The 23018-nt window shown below is 73.8% G+C and carries 22 protein-coding genes; 9 read left to right on the forward strand and 13 right to left on the reverse strand.

Annotated elements, in window-relative coordinates; all coding sequences use genetic code 11:
- The 3 genes from FHL79_RS21265 to FHL79_RS21275 form a co-directional block, all read right to left on the reverse strand.
- A partial coding sequence (locus FHL79_RS21265) for a TM0106 family RecB-like putative nuclease (protein WP_171058277.1) occupies positions 1–2204 on the reverse strand: 2204 nt, incomplete at its 3' end.
- 81 nt (positions 2205–2285) lie between these two features.
- Positions 2286–3113: a poly(3-hydroxyalkanoate) depolymerase gene (gene phaZ / locus FHL79_RS21270; protein WP_138760561.1), complete on the reverse strand. Its 828-nt coding sequence runs from the start codon at positions 3111–3113 to the stop codon at positions 2286–2288.
- Positions 3110–4873 carry a PHA/PHB synthase family protein gene (locus FHL79_RS21275; RefSeq protein ID WP_138760562.1) on the reverse strand — a complete coding sequence of 588 codons (1764 nt, stop codon included), beginning with the start codon at positions 4871–4873 and terminating at the stop codon, positions 3110–3112. The genes phaZ and FHL79_RS21275 overlap by 4 nt, the downstream gene beginning before the upstream one ends.
- 382 nt (positions 4874–5255) lie before the next feature.
- On the opposite strand from FHL79_RS21275, the gene FHL79_RS21280 reads away from it, so the two are divergent.
- Positions 5256–6266 (forward strand): LacI family DNA-binding transcriptional regulator, encoded by a 1011-nt coding sequence (locus tag FHL79_RS21280; protein WP_171058278.1) that lies wholly within the window; start codon positions 5256–5258, stop codon positions 6264–6266.
- Here FHL79_RS21280 and FHL79_RS21285 read toward each other — a convergent pair.
- The 6 genes from FHL79_RS21285 to FHL79_RS21305 form a co-directional block, all read right to left on the reverse strand.
- Entirely contained in the window at positions 6194–6721 is a 528-nt protein-coding gene (locus FHL79_RS21285; protein WP_171058279.1) for a DUF3995 domain-containing protein, read from the reverse strand. The genes FHL79_RS21280 and FHL79_RS21285 overlap by 73 nt on opposite strands.
- Positions 6722–6731: 10 nt before the next feature.
- Positions 6732–7949, reverse strand: a complete 1218-nt coding sequence (locus FHL79_RS21290; protein ID WP_138760565.1) for an acetyl-CoA C-acetyltransferase — start codon at positions 7947–7949, stop codon at positions 6732–6734.
- Between the two features lie 127 nt (positions 7950–8076).
- Positions 8077–8667 carry a hypothetical protein gene (locus tag FHL79_RS25435; protein ID WP_179966109.1) on the reverse strand — a complete coding sequence of 197 codons (591 nt, stop codon included), beginning with the start codon at positions 8665–8667 and terminating at the stop codon, positions 8077–8079.
- Positions 8668–8790: 123 nt separating this feature from the next.
- The gene (locus FHL79_RS21300; RefSeq protein ID WP_246081085.1) at positions 8791–9582 is read right to left on the reverse strand and encodes an SDR family NAD(P)-dependent oxidoreductase; all 792 of its coding nucleotides are present in this window, start codon (positions 9580–9582) and stop codon (positions 8791–8793) included.
- Between the two features lie 59 nt (positions 9583–9641).
- Positions 9642–9764, reverse strand: a complete 123-nt coding sequence (locus tag FHL79_RS26250; RefSeq protein ID WP_281283890.1) for a hypothetical protein — start codon at positions 9762–9764, stop codon at positions 9642–9644.
- Between the two features lies 1 nt (position 9765).
- Positions 9766–10812: a zinc-binding dehydrogenase gene (locus tag FHL79_RS21305; RefSeq protein ID WP_138760567.1), complete on the reverse strand. Its 1047-nt coding sequence runs from the start codon at positions 10810–10812 to the stop codon at positions 9766–9768.
- A 373-nt stretch (positions 10813–11185) separates the two neighbouring features.
- Between FHL79_RS21305 and FHL79_RS21310 the strand changes: the two genes are divergently transcribed.
- From FHL79_RS21310 to FHL79_RS21325, 4 genes are all read left to right on the forward strand, one after another.
- Positions 11186–12403: a metal-dependent hydrolase family protein gene (locus FHL79_RS21310; RefSeq protein WP_218938557.1), complete on the forward strand. Its 1218-nt coding sequence runs from the start codon at positions 11186–11188 to the stop codon at positions 12401–12403.
- Positions 12404–12739: 336 nt separating this feature from the next.
- Positions 12740–14404, forward strand: coding sequence for an NAD(P)/FAD-dependent oxidoreductase (locus tag FHL79_RS21315; RefSeq protein ID WP_138760569.1), 1665 nt, complete (start codon positions 12740–12742; stop codon positions 14402–14404).
- Complete coding sequence (locus FHL79_RS21320; RefSeq protein WP_138760570.1) at positions 14401–15831, forward strand: sensor histidine kinase; 1431 nt, start codon at positions 14401–14403, stop codon at positions 15829–15831. Before FHL79_RS21315 ends, FHL79_RS21320 begins: the two co-directional genes overlap by 4 nt.
- Positions 15828–16118 carry a UBP-type zinc finger domain-containing protein gene (locus tag FHL79_RS21325; protein ID WP_246081087.1) on the forward strand — a complete coding sequence of 97 codons (291 nt, stop codon included), beginning with the start codon at positions 15828–15830 and terminating at the stop codon, positions 16116–16118. The genes FHL79_RS21320 and FHL79_RS21325 overlap by 4 nt, the downstream gene beginning before the upstream one ends.
- Before the next feature lie 60 nt (positions 16119–16178).
- Here FHL79_RS21325 and FHL79_RS26655 read toward each other — a convergent pair whose 3' ends face one another.
- Both FHL79_RS26655 and larA read right to left on the reverse strand, forming a co-directional pair.
- Entirely contained in the window at positions 16179–16361 is a 183-nt protein-coding gene (locus FHL79_RS26655) for a LuxR C-terminal-related transcriptional regulator (protein WP_218938559.1), read from the reverse strand.
- A gap of 304 nt (positions 16362–16665) precedes the next feature.
- Positions 16666–17937, reverse strand: a complete 1272-nt coding sequence (gene larA, locus FHL79_RS21335; protein WP_138760571.1) for a nickel-dependent lactate racemase — start codon at positions 17935–17937, stop codon at positions 16666–16668.
- Positions 17938–18026: 89 nt separating this feature from the next.
- Here larA and FHL79_RS21340 point away from each other — a divergent pair, with 89 nt between their 5' ends.
- Positions 18027–18398, forward strand: a complete 372-nt coding sequence (locus tag FHL79_RS21340; protein WP_138760572.1) for a PaaI family thioesterase — start codon at positions 18027–18029, stop codon at positions 18396–18398.
- A gap of 61 nt (positions 18399–18459) precedes the next feature.
- Here FHL79_RS21340 and FHL79_RS21345 read toward each other — a convergent pair whose 3' ends face one another.
- On the reverse strand, positions 18460–18915 hold the full coding sequence (locus FHL79_RS21345) for a hypothetical protein (RefSeq protein ID WP_246081089.1): 456 nt from the start codon (positions 18913–18915) through the stop codon (positions 18460–18462).
- Positions 18916–19073: 158 nt separating this feature from the next.
- Positions 19074–20045: a ferritin-like domain-containing protein gene (locus FHL79_RS21350; RefSeq protein WP_138760573.1), complete on the reverse strand. Its 972-nt coding sequence runs from the start codon at positions 20043–20045 to the stop codon at positions 19074–19076.
- A 205-nt stretch (positions 20046–20250) separates the two neighbouring features.
- Here FHL79_RS21350 and FHL79_RS21355 point away from each other — a divergent pair, with 205 nt between their 5' ends.
- The 3 genes from FHL79_RS21355 to FHL79_RS21365 all read left to right on the forward strand — a co-directional run bounded on the left by FHL79_RS21355 (position 20251) and on the right by FHL79_RS21365 (position 22914).
- Positions 20251–21051 carry a TetR/AcrR family transcriptional regulator C-terminal domain-containing protein gene (locus FHL79_RS21355; RefSeq protein ID WP_138760574.1) on the forward strand — a complete coding sequence of 267 codons (801 nt, stop codon included), beginning with the start codon at positions 20251–20253 and terminating at the stop codon, positions 21049–21051.
- A gap of 175 nt (positions 21052–21226) precedes the next feature.
- Entirely contained in the window at positions 21227–22069 is an 843-nt protein-coding gene (locus FHL79_RS21360) for a DUF2382 domain-containing protein (RefSeq protein WP_138760575.1), read from the forward strand.
- Between the two features lie 191 nt (positions 22070–22260).
- A complete protein-coding gene (locus tag FHL79_RS21365; RefSeq protein WP_138760576.1) occupies positions 22261–22914 on the forward strand; it encodes a hypothetical protein in 654 nt (217 codons plus the stop codon).
- The last annotated feature ends 104 nt before the right edge of the window (positions 22915–23018 follow it).

Here is a 23018-nt window from a genome sequence, read left to right on the forward strand (position 1 = left end):
CCCGCCGCCCGCACGGGGATGCCGGCCGGCAGCCGCGGCGCACGCCGGAGCAGCAGGTCACGGGCGGCGCGCAGCGGACCCGGCCCGTCGATGCCGGCGGCGGCCACCTGCTCACCGAGGTCGTGCAGCACCGCGCGGAAGACCTTGTCGCTGGGCGGGGACGTGGGCAGCAGTCCGGTCGGGTGCTCGAGGCCCGCCGCAGCTCTGCGGGCCAGCACCACCCAGCCCGCGGTGGGGTCGATGTCGACGACGGAACTGGTCAGGCGGCGGCCGTCGGCGGTGGGCAGCAGGTGCTCCAGGCGGTTGCCGGCCGACGCCTTGGTCTCCTGCGGCGGGAACCGGTAGCGCCAGTGCTGGGAGCCCTGGCCGGCACCGACCAGCTCCGGCGCCTCCAGCGGGCCGAGGGCGGCGGTCTCCCGCTCCAGCTCGTCGGCGGGCAGGTCGCGCAGCCGGAAGTACTCCCACCAGGCGGACCGCGCCTCGCGGGCGTGCCACCCCAGCTGCTGGGCCAGCAGCCAGGTGGCCTGCTGCGGCGCGGTGCGGCCGGTGTCGGGCAGATCGGCGGTGAGCCGCTCCTCCAGCCCCTCGCGCAGCGCCTGGGCCGAGGCGTTCTCCGCCGATCCGTCGGGGTCGCCGTCCTCGGGACGGCGCAGCTGGGCACCGGAGGCGAGCAGCTCGGTGCGGCGGGCCTCCAGCCAGTCGCGCAGCTGGTGGGTGGAGACGCAGTCGTCGCGGTTGTAGGCCTCGATCTGGGCCAGCAGCCCCTGGTCGCGGGTGGCCAGCCAGCGCTCGAAGGCGACGATGCTCTCCCCGGCGTCGGAGACCTCCGCGCCGTGGGCCCGGACGTGGCCGCGGTAGTAGTCCTCGACCTGCTTGATCGAGTAGGACTCCTTGCTCAGCCGCAGCCCCTGGCGGACCACGGCGTACAGGTCGACGAGCACGTCGGCGCGGAGCAGCCGGTCGACCTCGGCCTCCCGGGTCCGCAGCCGCGCGGACAGGGTCTTCAGCCGGGTCGGCTCGTAGGGCGCGTAGTGGAAGACGTGCATGGTCGGGTCGGCGGCGTAGGCGGCGCAGAGGTGGTCGACCAGCTGCTCGAACGCGGCCCGTTCCGCGACCGACTGGTCCTCGGCCGCCGGGTCGCAGCCCCAGAACGCGGTGAACTGCCCGGCGGTGTCCAGGACACCCCACAGGTACTCCAGCCCCGCGTCGCCGGCGAACGGGTCGCCCTCGATGTCGAAGAACAGGTCGCTGGCGCTGGGCGGGGGCAGCAGCTCGAAGCCCCGGCCGTGCTCGCGCGGGAGGAACTCGTAGGACGGCACTCCCGTTGCGCGCTCGGCCAGCTGGAGCCGGGCCTGCTGGGCGAGCCGCTCCCGCGACGTCCGGCCGATCGCGTCGGGCAGCTCCTCGGGCCGCCGGGTGCCCAATGCGGCCAGCGTGGGGATGCCGGCCTCGACCAGCGCGGTGGCGTGGTCCCGGCGCATCGAGGCGACCAGTGACAGCGAGTCCTCCTCCCGCCAGCGGTCGGTGCAGGTCTCCCGCCACGGGCAGACCCCGCAGTGCGCGTTCGGGTAGGGCGCCGCCAGCTCACCGTCGGCCAGCCGCTCGAGGAACCGGGCCCGGGCCGTGCGGGCGTAGGCCTCGGCGTCGGAGAACCGGAACACCAGCTCCTGCTGGTCGCCGGTGACCACGGTGAGCAGCTCCGGTGGCACGCCCTGCAGCCCGGCGAGCAGGTCGCCGTAGAGGGCCATCTGCAGCAGGGCGGGGACCTTGATCCGGCGGGCGAGCTTGGTGTCGGCGACGTCGTAGGCCCACGGCCCCAGGTCGCTGGGCCGCTCGGTGCGGAGCAGGAAGTCCGCGTGACCGCGCCAGGTGCCGTCGAAGAAGGTGGCCTGGTAGACGACGTCGACCCCGGCGCGCATCGCGGCCAGCGTGTCGGCCTGGGCGCGGCGCAGCGCGTCGGCGTCCTTGCTGCGCGGCGGGACGATCTCGACGACGGACAGCCCGCGGTCGCGCAGCCGCTGCACGTGCCGGGCCTCGTGGTCGATGCCGTGCTGGGCCACCAGCTCGGTCATCGGGTCGGTGGCGGTGGGCTTGGGCCGCTCGCCGCGGGCCACCTCCAGCGACAGCCGGGTCAGGTGCTCGCACTCCAGGAACCCGGTCAGGTCACTGGCGCTGACGACCAGCGCGGTGTCGGACAGGTACACGGCCACTCCCCCCGCACCGGGCCCTCGTGGTCCGGCCCGCCGACCGTACGACCCGGCTCCGACAGTTCTCGCGGGCCGCCGTCAGCTGAGGAAGCGGTCGACCACCGGGGCCAGCTCGCGGGCCTCGGTGACCAGGGCGAGGTGACCGCCGCGGTACAGGTGCAGCTCGGACCTCGGGATGAGCCGCGCCATCAGGCGTGGGTTCGCCACCGGGATGATCGGGTCGTCATCGCCGGCCAGGACGAGCGTCGGCTGGTGGATCAGGGGCAGCAGCGGCAGGCTGGACCAGCCGGCACCCGCAGCCAGCTGGTAGTAGTAGCCGCGCTGCGGGCCCAACCGGGACGCGGAGTGGAGCACCTGAGCGGCGCGCTCGGGGTGCTGGCGCATCGTCCCGCCGTAGATTTCCCCCGCGATCGCCTGGGCGTGCCCGGGATCGCGGTGCCGCCGCGGGGTCAGCATCTTCGACAGCACCCGTGGATGTGCCGGCACCATCAGCGAGCCGGTCCCCGTCGCGGCCAGGACCAGCCGCCGGCAGTGCCGCCGGTGCTGGACGGCGAACTGCTGCGCGAGCCCGCCGCCCCAGGAGAAGCCGAGCACGTCGACCGCCTCCCGGTGACCCAGCTCGCGCAGCAGCGCGGCGACGACGGGGGCGAAGGTGACCATGGTGTATGGCAGCACCGGCTTGGGGGACCCGCCCACGCCCGGGACGTCGAAGCGGATCACCTCGCGCCTCGGGTCGAGCGCGTCGACGAAGGGCTGCAGCACCTCCAGGCTCGCGCCGATGCCGTTCATCAGCAGCAGCGGGCGGAGGGTGCCGTCGCCGGGACGGACCGAGACGCGCAGCGTCCGGCCCGAGACGGTGACCGTCCGCAGTTCGGGGTCCGGGCGCCAGCGCGGCGACGCGCTCACTTGTCGAACACGTAGGTGCCGGGGGCCGCGCCCAGGGTCGGCTGCCCGGCACCGAGCTCAGCCGGTGCGTCGACCTCGTCGCCGGCCCGCTCGCCCACCCAGCCGGCGTAGTCGGTCCACCACGACCCCTTCTCGGTGTGCGCGGAGGCGAGCCACTCGTCGGCGTCGGCGGTGTTGGGCGACGCCGTCCGCCAGGTGGACTTCGGGTTGGTCGGCGGGTTCACCAGCGAGGCGATGTGCCCGCTGGTCGACAGGACGAAGCGGGTGTCCCCACCGAGCAGCTGGGTGGTCGCGTAGCAGGACTGCCACGGGCAGATGTGGTCGGCGATCCCGGCGACGACGTAGGAGTCGACGGTGACCGCGGACAGGTCCACCGGCGTCCCGAGCATCATGGCCGCACCCGGCTCGGTGAGGGAGTTGTTGACCGACATGTCCAGGAACCCGCGGTGCAACGCCGCGGCCATCCGGGTGGTGTCGGCGTTCCAGTAGAGGATGTCGAACGCCGGCGGGGGCTTGCCCTGCAGGTAGTTGTTGACCCAGTAGTTCCAGATCAGGTCGTTCGGGCGCAGCCAGGCGAAGACCTCCGCCAGCGTCGCGCCGTCCAGGTAACCCTTCTTCGCCGACGCACGGGTCGCTGCCGCAGCGGCCTTCTCGTCGAGGAAGGCCCCCGCCGTCCCGCCGCGGGCCTGGTCGAGCACGGTCACGGCATAGCAGACGGAGGAGACCCGGTCCTGCTCGCCGATCGCGGCGAGGTGGCCCAGCACCATCGCCGTGATGATCCCGCCGGAGCAGAAGGACATCAGGTTGGTCTGCTCCGCGCCGGTGATCCGCTCGGCGGCGGCCATCGCGTCGAGGACCGCCTGCCCGTAGGTGTCCAGGCCCCACTCGGCGTGCCGGGCGTCGGGGTTGCGCCAGGACATCATGAAGACCTGCTGGCCCCCGGCGACCATGTGCTCGACGATGCTGCGCCCCTGCGCGAGGTCGGCGATGTAGAACTTGTTGATCGTCGGCGGCACCATGACCAGCGGCACGGCGTGCACCGTCGGGGTGGTCGGCTGGTACTGGATCAGCTCGAACACCGGGGTGCGCAGCACGACGACGCCCGGCGTCCGAGCGAGGTCCTTGCCCACCTCGAAGGCATCCGGCTCCACCATCGAGGGGATCCGTGGCGCCGAGGACAGGTCGCGGACCAGTCGACGGGTGCCGGACACCGCGCTCCTGCCGCCGGTGTCGATGACGGCCTTCAACGCCGAGGGGTTCAGCACCGGGTTGTTGCTGGGTGCCAGCGCCTCGACGATGTTGGTCACCGAGAAGCGGACCCGTTCGTCGTGGGCCCACGGCAGCTGCGCGTCGTCCACCAGCTTGGTCGCCGTCTCGGCCGCCACCAGGTGCGCCTGCATCGCCCGCTTCAGCAGGCCGTTGCCCGACCACGCGGGGTCGGCGTACCGCTTGTCCTTGGGGCCGGGCGCCACCTCGGAGCGACCGAGGCCGATACGGCCCAACTCCCCGACCAGATGACCGGCGTGACCCCCCACCGCGCGCGGGTGCCGCGCCAGGCCGGCGGTGAACCGCAGGCTGCTCGACAGCGGCGGCAGCAGCCGGCGCAACGGCCCGAGGGCGGCGTCGGTGAGGATCATGTCCAGCCCGGTGGCCGCCTCCGCGACCCGCTCCGACTCGCCGTCCGGGTCGCCGCCGGTGGCCGACGACGACGCGGGCACGGCCTGGGCAGCGCGCTCCCGGGACTGCGGTGCGGCGCTCACGCCCCGGCTCCGAGGACGGACCGGACCGGACCGGGATGGCGAACTGTCTCCCACATGAGTGCCTCCTCGTGTCGACACACTGGGCGTCGAGCCGTCCCCACACCCGGACCACGGCTGTGGGGGCCATCACACAACCACAGCAGGGCCGCGGCAACCGGACGGGGGTGCTGCCCCGTCTGGCACCCACGGTACGGCGGACGAGCTCCCCGGGCCGGGCGGGTGCGCCCGGCGGGGCACGTACTGGACCAGGAGCACGGGCACGTCCGGCACTACACCGAAAGACACATCAGGCGGTACGACCTGTGGTGCAGCACACCTACGCCCGGACGCGATGACCGGGGCGTGCTCGAGACCTGCCGTGCGCACAGGTAGACATCGAGTCGTGACCGCGACGCTCAACTCGGTTGCGGCTGCGGCCGGGGTCAGCACCAGCACGGCCAGCCGCGCTCTCTCCGGCCATCCCAGCGTGCTCCCCTCCACCCGGGCCCGGGTGGAGGCCGCCGCGAGCGCCCTGAGCTACCAGCCCAACCGGATGGCCAGCGCGCTGCGCACCCGGCGCACCGGCCTGCTGGGCCTGGTCGTCAACAACCTGCGGACGGCGACCTTCCACACCATCGCCGAGACGCTGCAGGACTGGGCCGCCCAGCACGGCTACCAGGTGCTGGTGTCCACCACCAACGGCTGCCCCGACCGGGAGGCGGCGTTCCTGGAGACCGTCCGGGCCCACCACTTCGACGGCGTGGTCGTCGCCGGGTCGGGCGCGAACGGTGACCTGGTGAACAACCTCGTCCAGGACGGCCGGGCCGTGGTCACCATGAACCGCGAGGTGCCCGGGTCGCTGGCCCCGTCGGTGCGAGCGGACTACGAGCAGGCGGCCCGGCTGGCCACCGAGCACCTGATCGGCCTGGGGCACACCCGCATCGCGACGATCGGCGGCCCGCCGGACGTGACCTCCGGCCGGCTGCACCACGCCGGCTTCCGGACCGCGATGGCCGACGCCGGCCTGCCGGTCGTCGACGAACTGGTGCAGCGCGGACCGTTCACCCCCGGGTTCGGCCGGGCCGCGGCGACGACCCTGCTGGGCCTCGCCGAGCCCCCGACCGCGCTGCTGCTCGGCAACCACGAGGCCACCTTCGGGGCGCTGCCCGCGCTCGGCGCCGACAGCCGGCGGGTGCCGGACCAGCTCTCGGTCGTCTGCACCGAGGACGAGCCCTTCTACAGCTGGTGGTGCCCTCCGCTGACCGCCGTGGACATCCGTGCCGCCCACCAGGCCCGGCGCACGGCGGCGATGCTGCTGGACCAGCTGACCGGTGGGGGCGGCTACCCCGGGCGCCGGGCGGAGCTCGTGGAGCCGGTGCTGCTGGAGCGGGGCACCACCGCGCCACCCCACTGACCGGACCGGGAGGAGGTCAGCCGGACCGCGACCAGCAGGGCGACGCCCCAGACCAGGAACCAGGCGTCCCAGCAGAACACGTGCCAGCGCAGCGCCCGCTCGTCGGCGACCGGCCCGAGGTCCAGCAGCCCGGTGAGCACGGCTCCGCCGAGGATCACGTTGGCCGCCCCCCACAGCGTGAGCAGCAGCCCGGCGAGCAGCGCCAGCAACCGGACCCCGCGCGGGGTCCGGCGGAGCAGCGCCAGGGCCAGGACGGCGGCCACCAGCTTGGCGGCGACGACACCGAGCCCGAGCAGCACGGCCGGCGCCGAGCGGTCCTCGGCGAGCGACTCGAAGGCGCCGCCGACGGTGTCCAGCAGCGCCGTGCCGCCCGCCGTCCACCAGGCGGTGACCGCGGCCGAGGCGAGCGCGAGCCCGGCCGCCGTACCGGCGGCCGCACGCGCGGTCGCACTCACCGCGGGCCCGTCAGACGACGCGCTCGAACACCGCGGCGAGGCCCTGGCCGCCACCGATGCACATGGTCTCCAGCCCGTAGCGGGCCTCACGGCGGCGCATCTCGTGGGCCAGCGTGGCCAGGATGCGGGCGCCGGTCGCGCCGACGGGGTGGCCCAGGGAGATGCCGGACCCGTTGACGTTGACCCGGTCACGGTCACCGGAACTCAGGCCCCACTCGCTGAGGCAGGCCAGGACCTGGCTGGCGAAGGCCTCGTTGAGCTCGATGAGGTCCATGTCGGAGAGCTTGAGGCCGGTCCGCTCCAGGACGGCGGCGGTGGCCGGCACCGGCCCGATGCCCATGGTCTCCGGCGGCACCCCGGCGACCGACCAGCCGACCAACCGCACCATCGGCTCCCAGCCACGGCGTTCGGCCTCCTGGCGGGTGGTCACGATGCAGACCGCGGCGCCGTCGTTCTGCCCGGACGCGTTGCCGGCGGTCACCGTGGCCTCGGGGTCGACCCGGCCCATCACCGGGCGCAGCTTGGACAGGTCCTCCATGGTGGTGTCCGGGCGCGGGTGCTCGTCCTCGGTGACCAGCCGGGCCGGCGTCTTGCGGGTGGCCGGCACCTCGACGCCGATGATCTCCTCGGCGAAGCGGCCCTCGCGGATCGCGGCGCCGGCGGCCTGCTGCGAGCGGAGCGCCCAGGCGTCCTGCTCCAGCCGGTCGACCCCGTAGTCGCGGCGCACGTTCTCCGCCGTCTCGAGCATCCCGCCGGGCACCGGGTGGTGGAGACCCCCGGCGGTCTCCCGGGCACGGGCCAGCCGGTCGTGCAGCATGACGCCGTCGCCCTTGGCGCCGGTCCGCAGGCCCAGCGCGTAGTGCTCGACGTTGCTCATCGACTCCACGCCACCTGCGACGACGACCTTCCCGGCGCCCGCGCCGACCTGCATGGCGGCGTAGACGACGGCCTGCAGCCCGGAGCCGCAGCGCCGGTCGATCTGCAGCCCCGGCACCTGCACACCCAGCCCGGCGTCGAGCGCGGCGATCCGGCCGATCGCCGGGTTCTCGCCGCTCGGGCTGCAGTTGCCGAGGATGACGTCGTCGACCTCCCCCTCACCGAGGCCGGTGCGCTCGGCCAGCCCGCGCAGCGCGGTGGCGGCGAGCTCGTTGGCCGACAACCCGGCGAACACACCACCGAAACGGCCGACGGGGGTGCGGAGCGGTGAGCAGATGACGACGTCGTCCATGGCTCAACTCTGCCACCGCCCCGGCCGGCGGCGCAGCCCGGCCGACCGCTGGCGGTGAGGACCGGCCGCAGGGACGACGACGCCCCTCCCGGTGCGACCGGGAGGGGCGTCGGACGGGCGAGGTGGATCAGAGCGACTCGGCGCAGTACACCTTGCCGTCCTCGTCGTTGGAGGTCCCCCACCACAGCACGGCCGTGGCGCTGGGCACCTCGGTGCAGAGGTCGTTGACGTCCGCGGCGTCGAAGGCGTCGCCGGTCATCTCGGTGTCGGTGCCGACGATCTTCGCCTGCGCCTCGTCGTCGTCGCAGGCGACCGTCTCGAAGCTGCTCCCGTCGGGCTTCACGCAGTCGCCGACCTCGGGGTCACCGGCGCCGAGGAAGCTGAACAGCAGGCCGAGGGCGACGACCAGCGCGACGACGCCCCCGAGGATCGGCAGCAGCTTGCTCGACCTCTTCGGCGGCTCACCGAAGGCCTGCGCGCCACCGGGCTGACCGAACGCCTGCGGCTGGCCGAACTGCTGCGGCTGACCGGGCTGGAGCTGACCCGGCTGGGGCGGCCCCCATGGCTGCTGGCCGGGCGTGGACGCCCCGGTCGGCGGCTGCTGACCCCAGCCGGCCGGGGAGTCCGCGGACGGCTGCTGCCCCCAACCCGCGGACCGACCCGCCTCGCTGGGGTCCTGCTCCGGCGGCTGCGGGCCACCGGCACCGGGGGTGCTCACATCGATCTCCTGGTCTCGTGACGGTCTGACCAGCAGATCTTCACCCATTCCCGCTCAGCAGCCGCACCGCTGAGGCACAGTCGGCGCGGGACGTCCCCCTGTCGGGGGACGCCGCCGTCACCGTCAGTCGCGCGGCTTGGCCATCACCCGGTTGCCCAGGGCCTTGACCGAGTCCGGCAGCACCTTGTTCAGCGCCTCCTGGGCCTTGACCGCCACCGAGGCGGCGACGACCTTCTTCTCCCCCGCCATCAGCGCGGCGAAGCCCTGCTCGGCGACCTCGGCCGGGCTGTCCTTGGGGCCCTTGCCCATGCCGGTGGCCAGCATCTGCGCGCGGGCGAAGAAGTTGGTGTCCGTCGGGCCCGGCATCAGCGACGTGACGGTGACGGCGGAGTCCTTGAGCTCGTCCTGGACCGCCTCGGTGAGCGACTGCACGAAGGACTTCGAGGCGTTGTAGATCGACTGGTAGGACCCGGGCATCGTCGAGGCGATCGAGGAGGTCACCAGCACGCGCCCCTCGTTGCGGGCGGTCATCTCGACCAGGACGAGCTTCAGCAGTGCGGTCGTGGAGACCACGTTGAGCTGCATGATCTCCAGGTCGCGGGCCCAGTCGGTGTCGACGAACGCGCCGCCCACGCCGACCCCGGCGTTGAGCGCGGCGGCGTCCAGCGGCCGGCCGATCGCCTGCACCCGGGTCCACAGCTGCTCGATGCCCTCCGGGGTGCGGAGGTCGGCCTGCACGGGGATCACGTGCGCGCCGGAGGCCTGGACGAGCATCGCGGCCTTCTCGATGCCGGCGTCCTCGGCGTTGACCACGACGTCGAAGCCGTGCTCGGCGAACTGCTTGGCGAGCTCGAGGCCGATGCCGCTGGAGGCACCCGTCACCAGGGCGAGGGGCTTGGTCTGGGGCTCGGTCACGTTTCCGGTCATGGAGGCACGCCTACCCGTCCCGGGCCCCTGCCGAACTCCGATGCGGGTCAGACCCAGGTCGTCCGCAGCGCCCGGAGCACGTTGCCGCCCAGCACCCGCGCGGTCTCCTCGTCGGGGAGGCCGCCGCGGACCGGTGCGGCGAGCACCTCGGCGATCCGCGGCGGGCGCACCTCAGCCGGCCAGCATCGTCTTGATCGAGCGCCGCTCGTCCATGGCGGCGTAGCCCTCGCCGACCTGCGCCAGCGGCAGGGTCAGGTCGAACACCGCACCCGGGTCGAGCCGGCCGTCCAGCACGCGCTGGATGAGGTCGGGCAGGTACTTGCGCACCGGGGCGATCCCGGCGCTGACCGACAGGTGGTTGCGCACGATCGGGAACAGCGGGATCTCCGGCGAGGTGTGCGGCACCCCGACCGCGCCGACGCTGCCGCCGACCCGGGCCATGCCCAGCGCCATCTCCCAGGACTGCGGGGTCCCCACCGCCTCGACCACGTGCCGGACCCCGCGCCCGCCGGTCAGCTCGCGGACGGCGGCGATGCCCTCCTCGCCGCGCTCGGCGATGACGTCGGTGGCGCCGAAGGTGCGGCCCAGCGCCGCCCGGTCCTCGTGCCGGCTCATCAGCACGACCCGCTCGGCGCCCAGCACCGCGCGGGCCCCGAGCACCGCGCACAACCCGACCGCGCCGTCGCCGATCACCGCGACGGTCGAGCCCTGTTCGACCCCGGCCAGCACCGCGCCGTGCAGCCCGGTGGCCATCACGTCCGACAGCGTCAGCAGCGCCGGCAGCAGCGCGTCGTCGACGCCGTCCGGACCGCCCGGGACGGCGACCAGCGTGCCGTCGGCCTGCGGCACCCGGACCGCCTCGCCCTGCCCGCCGTCGGACCCGGGGGCGCCGAAGCCGCCGCCGTTGTCGCAGCGGGTCTGCACCCCGTCCTGGCAGGCCGGGCAGGTGTTGTCCGACCAGGCGAACGGGGCGACGACGAGGTCGCCGGGGCGCACCGTGGTGACCTCGGCGCCGACGTCGGTGACCACGCCGATGAACTCGTGACCGGTGCGGGAGCCGGCGGCCCGGTCGATGATCCCGCGGTAGGACCACAGGTCCGATCCGCAGATGCAGGAGCGGAGGACCCGGACGACGGCGTCGGTCGGCTCGACGAGGGCGGCGTCGGGCACGTCCTCGACGGTGATGGTCCCGGCAGCCTGGTGAACGGCAGCGCGCATGAGGGGTGCTCCTGTGGGTCGGTCGGAGGGGGCGGTCAGGCGAGACAGGTGGCGGCGCGCGGCGAGTGGAGACGGTCCGTCCAGGTCACGCAGCATGCTGTGGGGCCAGGTCTTCCTCGTGCGGACGCCGAGGTCGCAACGAGGCGGACCACAGCATGCCCAGCGGCGCGAGGTCCTCCCCCGTCCGGGTGGGGGACCGGGGCGTTTCGTTGCACCGGCAGGCCGTCCTCCCGCCGCTGCCGCAGGTGGACGACTCATTCCCGTGTGACGATCTCGCCGTGGGCAACCGGACACCGACTCTGACCACGCTGCACCGGGTGACGGCAGCACCCGACGGCGGTCTGCTGCTCGGCCTGGCCAGGGGCTGACGGCCGTGCGCATCCGTTCGGTGTCCGTCGTCGACGTCGCCCGCCGCGCCACCGTCCCGGACCAGGTGGTCGAGTGGGACGGCGACCGGATCACCGCCGTCGGGCCGGACGACGGGAGCCCGCCGGCCGCTGGGGACGTCGACGGCCGCGGGCTGTTCGCCCTGCCCGGGCTGATCGACTGCCACGTGCACGTGACGTCGCTGTCGGCCGACGAGTGGGCCGACTCCGGGCACCCGGCCAGCTACGTCGCCGCGCACGCGGTGCGCACCCTCGGCGAGACGGTGCGCCGCGGCTTCACGACCGTGCGCGACGCCGGCGGCGCGGACGCCGGGCTGACCCGGGCGCTGGACGAGTGTGTGCTCCCCGGCCCGCGGCTGGCCACCTGCGGCAAGGCGCTGTCGCAGACCGGCGGGCACGCCGACCTGCGCCCGCGCGGCCGGGAGCTGTGGGACCCGCACCCCGACGTCCCGGGCATCGGCCGGGTCGTCGACGGCCCCGACGCCGTCCGGCTGGCCGTGCGCGAACAGGTCCGCCGCGGGGCGACCTTCGTCAAGCTGATGCTCTCCGGCGGGATCACCAGCCCCACCGACCGGCTGGACGGCGTGCAGTTCTCCGACGCGGAGGTCACCGCCGCGGTGGAGGAGGCCGACCGGCTCGGCGTCTACTGCGCCGGGCACGCCTACACCGGTGCCGCGGTGTCCCGGGCGGTCGCGCTCGGCGTGCGCACGATCGAGCACGGCAACCTGATCGGGCCGGCCGACGCGGAGCTGATGGCCGCCGCAGGCACCTTCCTGGTGCCGACGCTGAGCGCCTACGCGGTGCTCGCCGAGCGGGGCGAGGAGTTCGGCCTGCCGGCCGACCGGCTGGGCAAGCTGGCCGAGGTGGTGGACCGCGGTGCCGACGCGGTGCGGGCGGCCGCGGCGGCGGGCGTCGCGATCGCGCTGGGCACCGACCTGCTCGGCCCGATGGCCGATCAGCAGAACCGGGAGTTCGCCCTGCGTGCGGCGGTGCAGGGCAGCTGGGAGGTGCTGGAGAGCGCGACGCTCACCGGAGCCGAGCTGCTCGGTCGGCCCGGCCGGCTCGGCGTGCTCGCCCCCGGCGCGGCGGCCGACCTGCTGCTGTGCCGCGCGGACCCCGGCGCCGACGTCCGGGTGCTCGCCGCCCCGGAGCGGGCGCTGGCGCTGGTCGTCTCCCGCGGGCGGGTCGTGCGGGACGACCGCTGACCCCCGGGGGCGGGGGCCGGCGGGCGACCGGATGCCGCACCCGGGGTCAGGGGGTGGGGCGGTCCCGAGCGTGGCACTCCCCCCTGACAGTTCCCTGAGAACCGGCCTCCGCCCCGTCCTCCGCCTCGAGTGGGCAGTTGCGGTCGCCGACACGGGCGGACACGCCGCGGCCGGCGGCCGCAACTGCACAGTCGCCCGCCGCAGCGCCGGGCTCTTCGCCCTCGGCGGACGCCTCGGGGACTACCGATGTCCACCTGCACCGGGTTGGATGAGAGGTGCCAACGGGGGCGCGCCCGCCCGGGCGGCACCCCTCGTCGGCACCGATCCGGAGGTGCTGTGCCTGCTCGACCCGTCCTGCTCACCGTCGATGATGACCGCGCGGTCAGCCGCGCCGTCGCCCGCGACCTCCGCCGCCACTACGGCGACCGCTACCGGGTGGTGCGGGCCGAGAGCGGCGAGGACGCGCTCGCCGCGCTCCGCGAGCTGACCGCCCGCGGCGAGACCACCGCCCTGCTGCTCGCCGACCACCGGATGCCCGGGATGACCGGCGTCGAGTTCCTGGAGCAGGCGATGGACCTCGCGCCCACCGCCAAGCGGGTGCTGCTCACCGCCTACGCCGACACCGACGCCGCGATCCGGGCGATCAACGACGTCGACCTCGACCGCTACCTGCTCAAGCCCTGGGACCCGCCGGAGGAGAAGCTCTACCCGGAGCTCGACGAGCTGCTGCTTGCCTGGTCGCGGACCACCCGCGCGCCCTTCGACGGGCTCACCGTGCTCGGCCACCAGTGGTCGGCGGACACCCAGGAGCTCAAGGAGTTCCTGGCCCGCAACCAGGTGCCCTACCGGCACCTGCAGGGCGAGGACGGCGCCGCCATCCGCAAGGCCGCCGAGCTCACCGACGACGCCACGCTGCCGGCCACCGTGTTCCCCGACGGCACCGTGCTCAGCCGCCCGTCGCTGCAGGCGGTCGCCCAGAAGTGCGGGCTCGCCACCACCGCGGGCAGCCCGTTCTACGACGTCGTGGTGGTCGGGGCGGGCCCGGCCGGGCTGGGCTCGGCGGTCTACGCGGCCAGCGAGGGGCTGCGCACGCTGCTGGTCGAGCGCACCGCCACCGGCGGGCAGGCCGGGCAGAGCAGCCGGATCGAGAACTACCTCGGCTTCCCCAACGGCGTCTCCGGCGCCGAGCTCGCCCAGCGCGCCCGCGACCAGGCGGTGCGCTTCGGCGTCGAGGTGCTCACCGCCAGCGAGGTCACCGCGATCACCCCCAACGGCGACGGCCGCGCGCTCAGCTTCGCCGACGGCAGCCAGGTCACCGCGCACGCCGTCGTCCTGGCCACCGGCGTCTCCTGGACCCGGCTGCCCGCCGAGGGCGCGGACACCTTCGCCGGCCGCGGCGTCTACTACGGCGCCGCCGCCCACGAGGCGGCCGACTGCTCCGGCGAGGAGGTCTACGTCGTCGGCGCGGCCAACTCCGCCGGGCAGGCGGCGCTGCACTTCGCCAAGTTCGCCAGCCGGGTGGTGATGCTCTGCCGGGGCACCGACATCCGCGCCAGCATGAGCGAGTACCTGGTCGGTCGGATCGAGGCGAACTCGGCGATCGACGTGGTCACCTGCACCCAGGTCGTCGCCGTCGAGGGCACCGACCACGTCGAGCGGCTGGTGCTCGCCAACGGCGCGACCGGGCAGACGCACACGGTGCCGGCGTCCCGGCTGTTCGTCTTCATCGGCGCCCAGCCGCCGACGGCCTGGCTGGGCGAGGCCTTCGCCCGCGACGAGCGCGGCTTCCTGCGGACCGGCCCCGCCCTGCTGGACGACGAGGGCCGGCCACCGACGGACTGGCCGCTGTCCCGGGCGCCCTACCACCTGGAGTGCTCGGTGCCGGGTGTCTTCGTCGCCGGCGACGTGCGGGCCGAGTCGGTCAAGCGCGTCGCGTCCGCCGTCGGCGAGGGCGCCATGGCCGTGACGCTCGTGCACCGCTACCTGGAGGCCATCGGATGACCACGTCGACCCCGCAGATCGGTCTGGACGAGCTGCGCACGCTGTTCCTGTTCGAGTCGCTGCGGGATGAGGACCTGCAGTGGATCGCCGACCGCGCCGAGGTCCGGGTGTTCGACGGCGACGCCGTCGTCTTCGCCCAGGGCGAGCTGTCCGATGCGCTGTACGTGCTGCTCGACGGCGGGTTGCGGCTGACCAAGCACGCCGACGGCGAGGACGTGCTGATCAACGAGACGACCTACCGCGGCGCCTACTCCGGCGCGACCCGGGCCTACGCGACCGGCCACCCGCAGGAGTACCAGACCTCGCTGCGCACCACCCGGCCCAGCCGGTTCCTGCGGCTGTCCGCCCCGGACTTCGCCACCCTGGTCACGCAGCAGTGCCCGATGGCGGTGCACCTGCTCGACGGGCTGTACGAGGGCGTGCGGGCCACCGAGTCGGCGATGCGCCAGCGCGAGCACCTGGTGCAGCTCGGGCACCTGTCGGCCAACCTCGCGCACGAGCTGAACAACCCGGCTGCCGCCGCGGTCCGGGCCACCGAGCAGCTGCGCGGTCGGATGAGCGCGATGCGGCACAAGCTGGGTCTGCTCGCCGACGGCGGCCTCTCCCCCGACCTGGTCGCCCGGCTGGTCCGGACCCAGGAGATCGCCGTCGAGCGGGCGGCCAAGCCGCGGCCGGACCTCACCGCGCTGGAGGAGAGCGACCTGGAGGACGCGATCGCCGAGCGGCTGGAGGAGGTCGGCGTCGAGAACGCCTACGACCTGGCCCCGGTGTTCGCCACCGCCGGGATGGACGCCCAGTGGGTCGACGACGTCGTCGAGCAGGTCGACTCCGGCCTGGAGTGGAGCGCCGCGTTCGGCTGGCTGCGCTACACGCTGGAGACCGAGACGCTGATGTCGGAGATCGAGGAGGCGGCCACCCGGATCTCCTCGCTGGTCGGGGCGGTCAAGCAGTACTCGCACATGGACCAGGCCCAGCACCAGGACCTCGACGTCAAGCCGGGCCTGGAGAGCACGCTGGTGATGCTGGCCCGCAAGCTCGCCGGCATCGAGGTGCGCCGGGAGTACGCCGCCGCGCTGCCCGTCGTCCCCGGCTACCCGGCCGAGCTGAACCAGGTGTGGACCAACCTGATCGACAACGCCGCGGACGCCATGGGCGGCAGCGGCGTGCTCCTCCTGCGCACCCGGGCCGACGACGAGGCCGTCTTCGTCGAGATCACCGACGACGGCCCGGGTGTGCCCGAGGAGGTGCAGGCCACGCTGTTCGACGCCTTCGTCACCACCAAGGCCACCGGCGAGGGCAGCGGGCTGGGCCTGGAGAACGCCAAGCGGATCGTCGAGCGGCGGCACGGCGGCTCGCTCAGCTACTCGACCGGACCGGAGGGGACGACCTTCTGCGTGCGGCTGCCGCTGCACCGGCAGCGGGGGTGAGCTCCTGGCAGGTGCAGGGCGGCGCGGCCTGTCCGCACGCTGCGGACGCCCCGCCGTCCTCCGGCCCGGCCGATGCCTGCCCGGACTGCCTGCGGATCGGCGGTCAGTGGGTGCACCTGCGCCGCTGCCTGACCTGCGACCACGTCGGCTGCTGCGACTCCTCGCCGCACCGGCACGCGACCGCGCACGCCACCGCGACCGGTCACCCGGTGCTCGCCTCCGCCGAACCCGGCGAGCACTGGGCCTGGTGCCACCCCGACCAGGCCCTCCTCCTGCCCGCCCGCTGAACGACCCCGCGCCCGAGCACTGGTACTCCCACGCGCGAAACCGCGGGGGGTTTCGCGCGATCAAGTGCGGTCGGCGTCGAGGAACCGGAGGACGGCGAGGACCCGCCGGTGGTCGGCGGTGTCCACCGGCAGGTCGAGCTTGGTGAAGACCGCCGTGATGTGCTCCTCCACGCTGCGCAGCGACAGGCCCAGCTCCTCGGCGATCGCCTGGTTGGACCGCCCCTCGGCGAGCCGGCCGAGGATCTCCCGTTCCCGGGCGGGTCAGCCGGGCGATGCCCGCGTCCACCGACGATGCGGCGAACAGCTGGCGCACCACCTCCGGGTCCAGCGCGGTGCCGCCGGCGGCCACCCGCCGCACGGCCTCCCCCGCGCCGGTCCGGTAGCGCCGGCTCACACCCGTCAGGTGCACGACGGTGTCCATGCCGCCACCCTCGCGACGGCGGCGGCCCGGCAACACCGTGCAGACCGCACCCTCCGCAGGCGGTCGGCCCGTACTCTCGCGCGCGAAACCGCGGGAGATTTCGCGCGCGAAAGCGCTCGGGAGGGGTCAGCTGCGGATGTAGGGGATGGTCTGCGGGCCCTCGGGGAGGACGCAGACCCGGGCGCCGGGGCCGGCCTTGGCCACGGCCTCGGCGACGGTGGCCGCGATGTCCGCGGTCTGCTCCAGGTGGGCCTCGGCGAGCTGGGCGTCGGTGAGGCGGTCGGTGTGCATGACCACCCGGTGCGCGGACTGGATGCGCGCCTGGATCTGCACCTGCCACTGGTCGGGCACGGTCTGCTCGCGAGCGCTGATCAGCTCCAGCAGTGCCTCCGGTGACGCGGCCGAGGTCAGCACCTCGCGGTAGGAGCCGTGGTCGGGGAAGCCGTCCTCGCACGCGGCGGCGCAGACGATCAGCCCGTCCGGCCGGGTCACCTGCGCGGCGGCGGACATCCCCTTCACCGACTGGTAGAGGTTCTGGTCCAGCGGGAACCCCGAGCCGGTGGTGACGACGACGTCGAACGGCGCGTCCACCGGCGCCATCGCCACCTCGCGGGCCCGCTCGATCGCCGTCGCGTGCATCTCCAGCACGTCGCCGCCGAACGCGGCGATGACCTGCTGCCGGGTGTTGAGCACGACGTCGAAGGAGTACGTGACGTCGGTGGCCGCGGCGATCGCCCGGACGTCGTCGTGCACCGGGTTGCCCTGGGTGACGCCCCAGGTCGCGCGCTCGTCGCCGATCCGCCGCGCGTCGTGCAGCACCAGCACGGTGTCCAGCGCGGCGAGACCGGGGGCGACCATCTTGGGTCCGCCGGAGAAGCCGGCGAAGAAGTGCGGCTCGACGAAGCCGGTGGTGAGCCGGACGTCGGCGTCCACCCACTGCTCGTTCAGCCAGACCGGCACGCCGTCGCCGAAGGTGCCCACCCAGCGGTGCGTGTCGCCCGCCCGGGAGTCGTGGTTGACGATCCGCACCGTGTCGACGACCTCGTCGCCGAACATCGCCCGCAGCTCGGCGTCGGTGTTGGCCCGGTGGGTGCCGGTGGCCACCAGGACGACGACGTCCTCAAGCCGCACGATGCCGTCGAGCTCCTCGAGCACGGCCGGGATCATCAGGTCCCGCGGCTGGGCCCGGGTGCCGTCGCAGGCCGAGATGGCCACCGTCTGGCCGGGGCGCACCCGCTCCCGCAGCGGAAGGCCGGAGACCGGCTCGCGCAACGCCCGGCGCAACTCGGCCGGCACGTCGGGGGCCGCCGCGTGCTGGGCGGGCGTGATCACCGCCGCGTCGTCCGGGAGCTCGACGGACAGTCCTCCGCGTCCGTAGGCCAGCGTCACCTGCTGCATGTCAGCCCCCTCGCCGTCGAGTGGGGTCCATCAGACCACCCGCCGACCCGCGAGGCGTGTCGAGCAGCCGACCCGGGTAGCGGCCGTAGATGACGGAGAGCTTCGTGGACACCCTGGGCGTGTACGGCCGGACGGCGGACGACGGGACGGCGCGGCTGGAGCTCGACGCGACCGAGAGCCACCTCAACGAGGCCGGCACGGTGCACGGCGGCGTGCTGGCCACCCTGGTCGACACCGCGATGGGCCAGGCGGTGCGCAGCCTCACCGGGGAGGACGACGTCCCGGCGACCAGCCAGCTGACGGTGACCTACCTGCGGGCCGGGAAGCCAGGCCACCTCGAGGTCGTCGGCCGGGTCAGCAAGCAGGGCGAGCACCTCACGATGTGCGAGGCCGACGTCGAGCAGGAGGGCCGCACCCTGGTGCACGCCGTCGCCACCTTCGCCGTCCTGCACACGACGTGACCCGAGGCCCCCTTCAGGGCACCGCCCCGAGCTTGCGAGGGGTGGAGAGAAGTGGGTCCTTTCAGGGACGGCGGCCGGCGAGGCTGCGCGCGGCGGTCAGCGACTCGGTGTCCAGCGCGTCGGGGTCACCGGCGGCGCGGGCCCGCGCCTGCTCGTCGAGCCAGCTGACGTGCCGTTCCCACGCAGCCCGGGGCGAGACGCCGAGCGCGCGGCCGATCTGCTGCCAGTCGGCACCGCCGCGGAGTGCGGCGCGGATGCCGAGCTGCCGGTGCTCGTGGGCCTTGCGGGCGACGACCTCACCGAGAGTCAGCAGTTCCAGCGCCTCCTCCACGTCCAGCGTGGTGGTGACGTCCTTGATCCGCATCCAGTGGTCGTCGTCGTCGGTGCTGTCGTTGGGCTCGTCGATGACCACGTTGTCGCGTCGGCTGAGGAAGTCCAGCCTGGTCACCGCCGTGAGGAGGGAGAACTCCCGCTCCAGCACCTCAGGAGTGGTGGCCACCTCGGGCAGAGTGCTCATGACAGTCAGTATCTCCGGATGTGTCTCCGATGTAACGCATCGTGACATCTGTCTCCGCGCCGAGCCGGTGCTCGACAGCGCAGCGTGGCCGTTGCGGGACGGGACGCAAGGGGCCGACGTCCGCAGTGCGGACGCCGGCCCCTCGGGTGCTGCAGGTGTCAGTCGGAGATGCCGACTGCGTCCTTGGCCAGACCGGCCACGGTGGTCTGCGCAGCGCTGATCACGCTGGACCGGTTCTTGTGCGTCTCCTCGTACCGGATGATCACCCGGACGTCGTGGGCGCTGGTCAGGCCCTTGACGGCCTTGGCCGCGTCGTTGGTCGACAGCGAGTCGAAGCCCTTGATCGGCAGCTCGTCGGCGGAGACGTCGCCGAGCTCCTCGCGGGCGGCCTTCGCGGTGTCGGCGGCGGAGCGGTTGCCCTCCCGACGGGCGATCCGCTCGGCGCGCCGCAGCGACGCGCTGCGGCCGACGACGAGGGTCTCGCGGACGGCGTCGGTGAACTGCGCGGCCTTGCCGGCAACGGAGCTCACCTTGTCCCCGGTCTCCTCGCCGACCTGCTGCACCGAGTCGACAGCGCGGTTGACGCTGTCGGCGGCGAAGCGCACCGGCAGGTTGACCAGCCGGGTGGCGCCGCCGGCGACCCGCTGGAACGGGGTGGCCTGCAGGGCCGCGGGGCCGCCCAGGGCCTCCTCGGCCAGGACGACGGTCAGCCACTCGACGGTGGCCTTGTGCGCGGTGATCAGGCGCTCGGCGAGGTGCTGCGCCTTCGTCTGCTTCGCGGCCTCCGCCAGCACCTTGAGGTAGGTGGCCCGGTCGAGCAGCTGGTGCTCGAGGGTGAGGTCCTGCAGCAGGGCCTCCTCGATCGGCTCGGCCTGGTCGAAGACGGCCTTGACCAGGGCGCCGAGCCGGCCGAGCGCCGGGGTGACGACGTCGGCGACGCCGCCGAGGGCGCGCAGCTGCTCGGTGATGGCCTCGGTGCGCTCTGCGGCGTTGTCGGCGTTCTGGGTCAGCTCGCGACGGACGGCGTCGGTGCGGGCCTGCCCGATGCGGGTGCGGGCCACCTGCTCCTCGGTCTGCGTGAGCAGCAGGAGGGCGCGCAGCTGGTTGATCAGCTTGGTGTTGTCGGTCATGGGGACTCCAAGAGGTGGGGTGTGTGACCTGACTCCTCCAGCATGCCCCGGAAGAGCCCAGTGCTAACTCTTGCAAGCAGATTGCTAGCAGTGTTCCTCATCACACCCGTTGAGGCGTGCGGGCCCGGAACGGGGTACCAGTCAGGCGGCTTGGCCACCGTTCCGCGCCTGCGAGGACAGTGGAGCCGACGCGAGGAGAGCAACTGTGCCGACGGCAACGAGCGACGACGACCGGGACCCCGACCTGGTGGCGGTCAAGGAAGGCACGGAGGTCGCCGGCGGAATGACCCGACCGGTGGGCCTGGACCGCGACCGGATCCTCCGCGGCGCCGTCGACTACATCGACGCGCACGGCCTCGCCGCGCTCACGATGCGTCGGCTCGGCGCCTCCCTGGGAGTGGAGGCGATGGCGCTCTACCGCTACGTCCCGGGTCGGGAGGACCTGCTGGACGGCGTCGTGGAGCGGGTCGTCGAGACGCTCTTCGTCAAAGATGACGGCGACGACCTCTACATCGAGGAGCACAACGGCTGGCAGGACTACCTGATGCGGCTGGCGCACGGCATCCGCCGGATCGCGCTGGCGCACCCTTCGGTCTTCCCGTTGATCGCCAGCCGCCCGCCGGCCGCTCCTTGGGTCCGGCCGCCGCTGCGCAGCCTGCGGCTGGTCGAGTCCTTCCTCGGCACGCTGACCGAGGCCGGCTTCTCCGACCAGGCCGCGATCGCCGCCTACCGGGCGTACTCCAGCTTCCTGCTCGGTCACCTGCTGCTGGAGGTCACCCAGCTGGGCGCCCAGGTGAGCCTGCTCGACCAGCCGGAGGGCGACCCCGAGGCCCAGCGCAAGACCGACCTGACCCTGTTCCCGAACCTGCAGCGCACCGAGCAGCTGCTCTCGCTGGACAAGTCGGCCGCGGAGTTCGAGGACGCCCTGGAGAACCTGCTCGACCGGCTGGAAGGGGTGCTGCGCGAGGCCCGGAACTCCGGCGGCGAGGTCGAGGACCTCGCCTGAGCGGGTCCGAGCCGGGCGAGATGGCAGCGGTCCCGGTGTTTGCCGCGGGGCTGCCAGCAATTCGCGTCCAAGATCCGTTTACGTAGTAAACGGGAGGGCACAGGAGGGTCCGGCGGTCGCCGCGCACCACGGCGGAGACCCCTCGACCACCCAGTTCCCCCCTGGAGGAAAGCCCATGATCACCCAGCAGGACATCACCGCCATCATCGGCAGCAACGCCGTGGACAACGACGGCGACAAGCTCGGCAAGGTCGGCCAGGTCTACCTGGACGACCAGACCGGCAGCCCCGAGTGGGCCACCGTCAGCACCGGCCTGTTCGGCAACAAGGAGACCTTCGTCCCCCTCGCCGACGCCACCGTCGCCGACGGCACGCTGCGCGTGCCGTACGACAAGGCCAAGGTCAAGGACGCCCCGCGCGTGGACGCCGACCAGGGCCACCTCTCCCCCGCCGAGGAGGAGGAGCTCTACCGCTACTACGGCGTCGGCACCGGCACCGCCGGGTACACCGACACCACGCAGACGGCCGGGTACACCGACACCGACACCACGCAGACGGCCGGGTACACCGACACCGACACCGACACCAACCGCCACGGCACCGTCGGCCACGACACCTCCGGCCCGACGACCGACAACGCGATGACCCGCTCCGAGGAGCAGCTCCGCGTCGGCACGCAGCAGGTCGAGGCCGGCCGCGCCCGCCTCCGCAAGTACGTCGTCACCGAGAACGTGACGACCACGGTCCCGGTCTCCCACGAGGAGGTCCGGATCGAGCGCGAGCCGATCACCGACGCCAACGTCGGCAACGCCCTCGACGGCCCGGCCATCTCCGAGGAGGAGCACGAGGTCGTCCTGCACGCCGAGCGCCCCGTGGTGGCCAAGGAGGCCGTCCCGGTCGAGCGCGTCCGGCTGGACGTCGACACCGTCACCGAGCAGGAGACGGTCACCGACACGGTCCGCAAGGAGCAGATCGAGGCCGACACCGACGGCGTCACGGACATCAACCGCAACCGCTGATCTCCGCGGAGGGGCCGGGCGACCGGCCCCTCCACCCTGCACGACCAGCCGGTCGCCGTCTCGGCGGGGGCCGGCTGCTCGCGCATGCCCTGAACTCGTCGCGGCCGGTGAGCGGCTGCTCGCCCACCGGCCGCGACGGCCCATCCCGCACCGCCACGCCATCCCGCGTCGCTCATCCACCTGGAGACCCCATGGCCACCAGTTCGACCCCGGAGTCCTCGAGCGCGACCAGCGCGCGGGAGACCGAGTTCCGCAACAACACCGCCAACGGCGCCCGCGCCAGCAAGGGCGCCGCCCGTGACGCCGTCGACGCGCAGCACCAGCGTTTCGGCGGGATCAAGTGGGGCGCGGCCTTCTTCGGCTGGCTGTCCGCCAACGGCCTGGCCGTCCTGCTGATCGCCCTCATCTCCGCCGCCGGCGTCGCCATCGGGCTGACCCAGGGCGTGCCCTCGGCCGGCGAGGCCACCTCGAACGCCGGCGGCATCGGCATCGGCGGCGGGATCGCGCTGCTGGTCGTCCTGTTCCTGGCCTACCTGGCCGGCGGCTACGTCGCCGGGCGGATGTCCCGCTTCGACGGCGCCCGTCAGGGTGTCGCCGTGTGGCTGATCGGCCTGCTGGTCGTCGTCGCCCTCGCGGTCCTCGCCGCCGTGGCCGGCGCCGAGTACAACGTGCTCTCGCAGCTGAACCTGCCGCGCATCCCGGTCGACGAGGGCACGGCCACCACCGCCGGCATCGTCGCCCTGGTCGCCGTCCTGGTCGTCACGCTGATCGGCGCCGTCCTGGGCGGCAAGCTCGGCGAGCGCTTCCACCGCAAGGTCGACCGGGCCGGGTTCAACGCCGCCTGATCGACCGCAGTACCTGTACCGCCGTCGTCGGCCTGGGGGAAGGCCGTCGACGGCGGTACAGCTGTGTCCGGGCCCGGTCCGCGCCGGGCGCGACGGGTGGGGCG

This window comes from Modestobacter altitudinis (assembly GCF_005930475.1).
GTDB classification, from domain to species: Bacteria; Actinomycetota; Actinomycetes; order Mycobacteriales; family Geodermatophilaceae; genus Modestobacter; species Modestobacter altitudinis.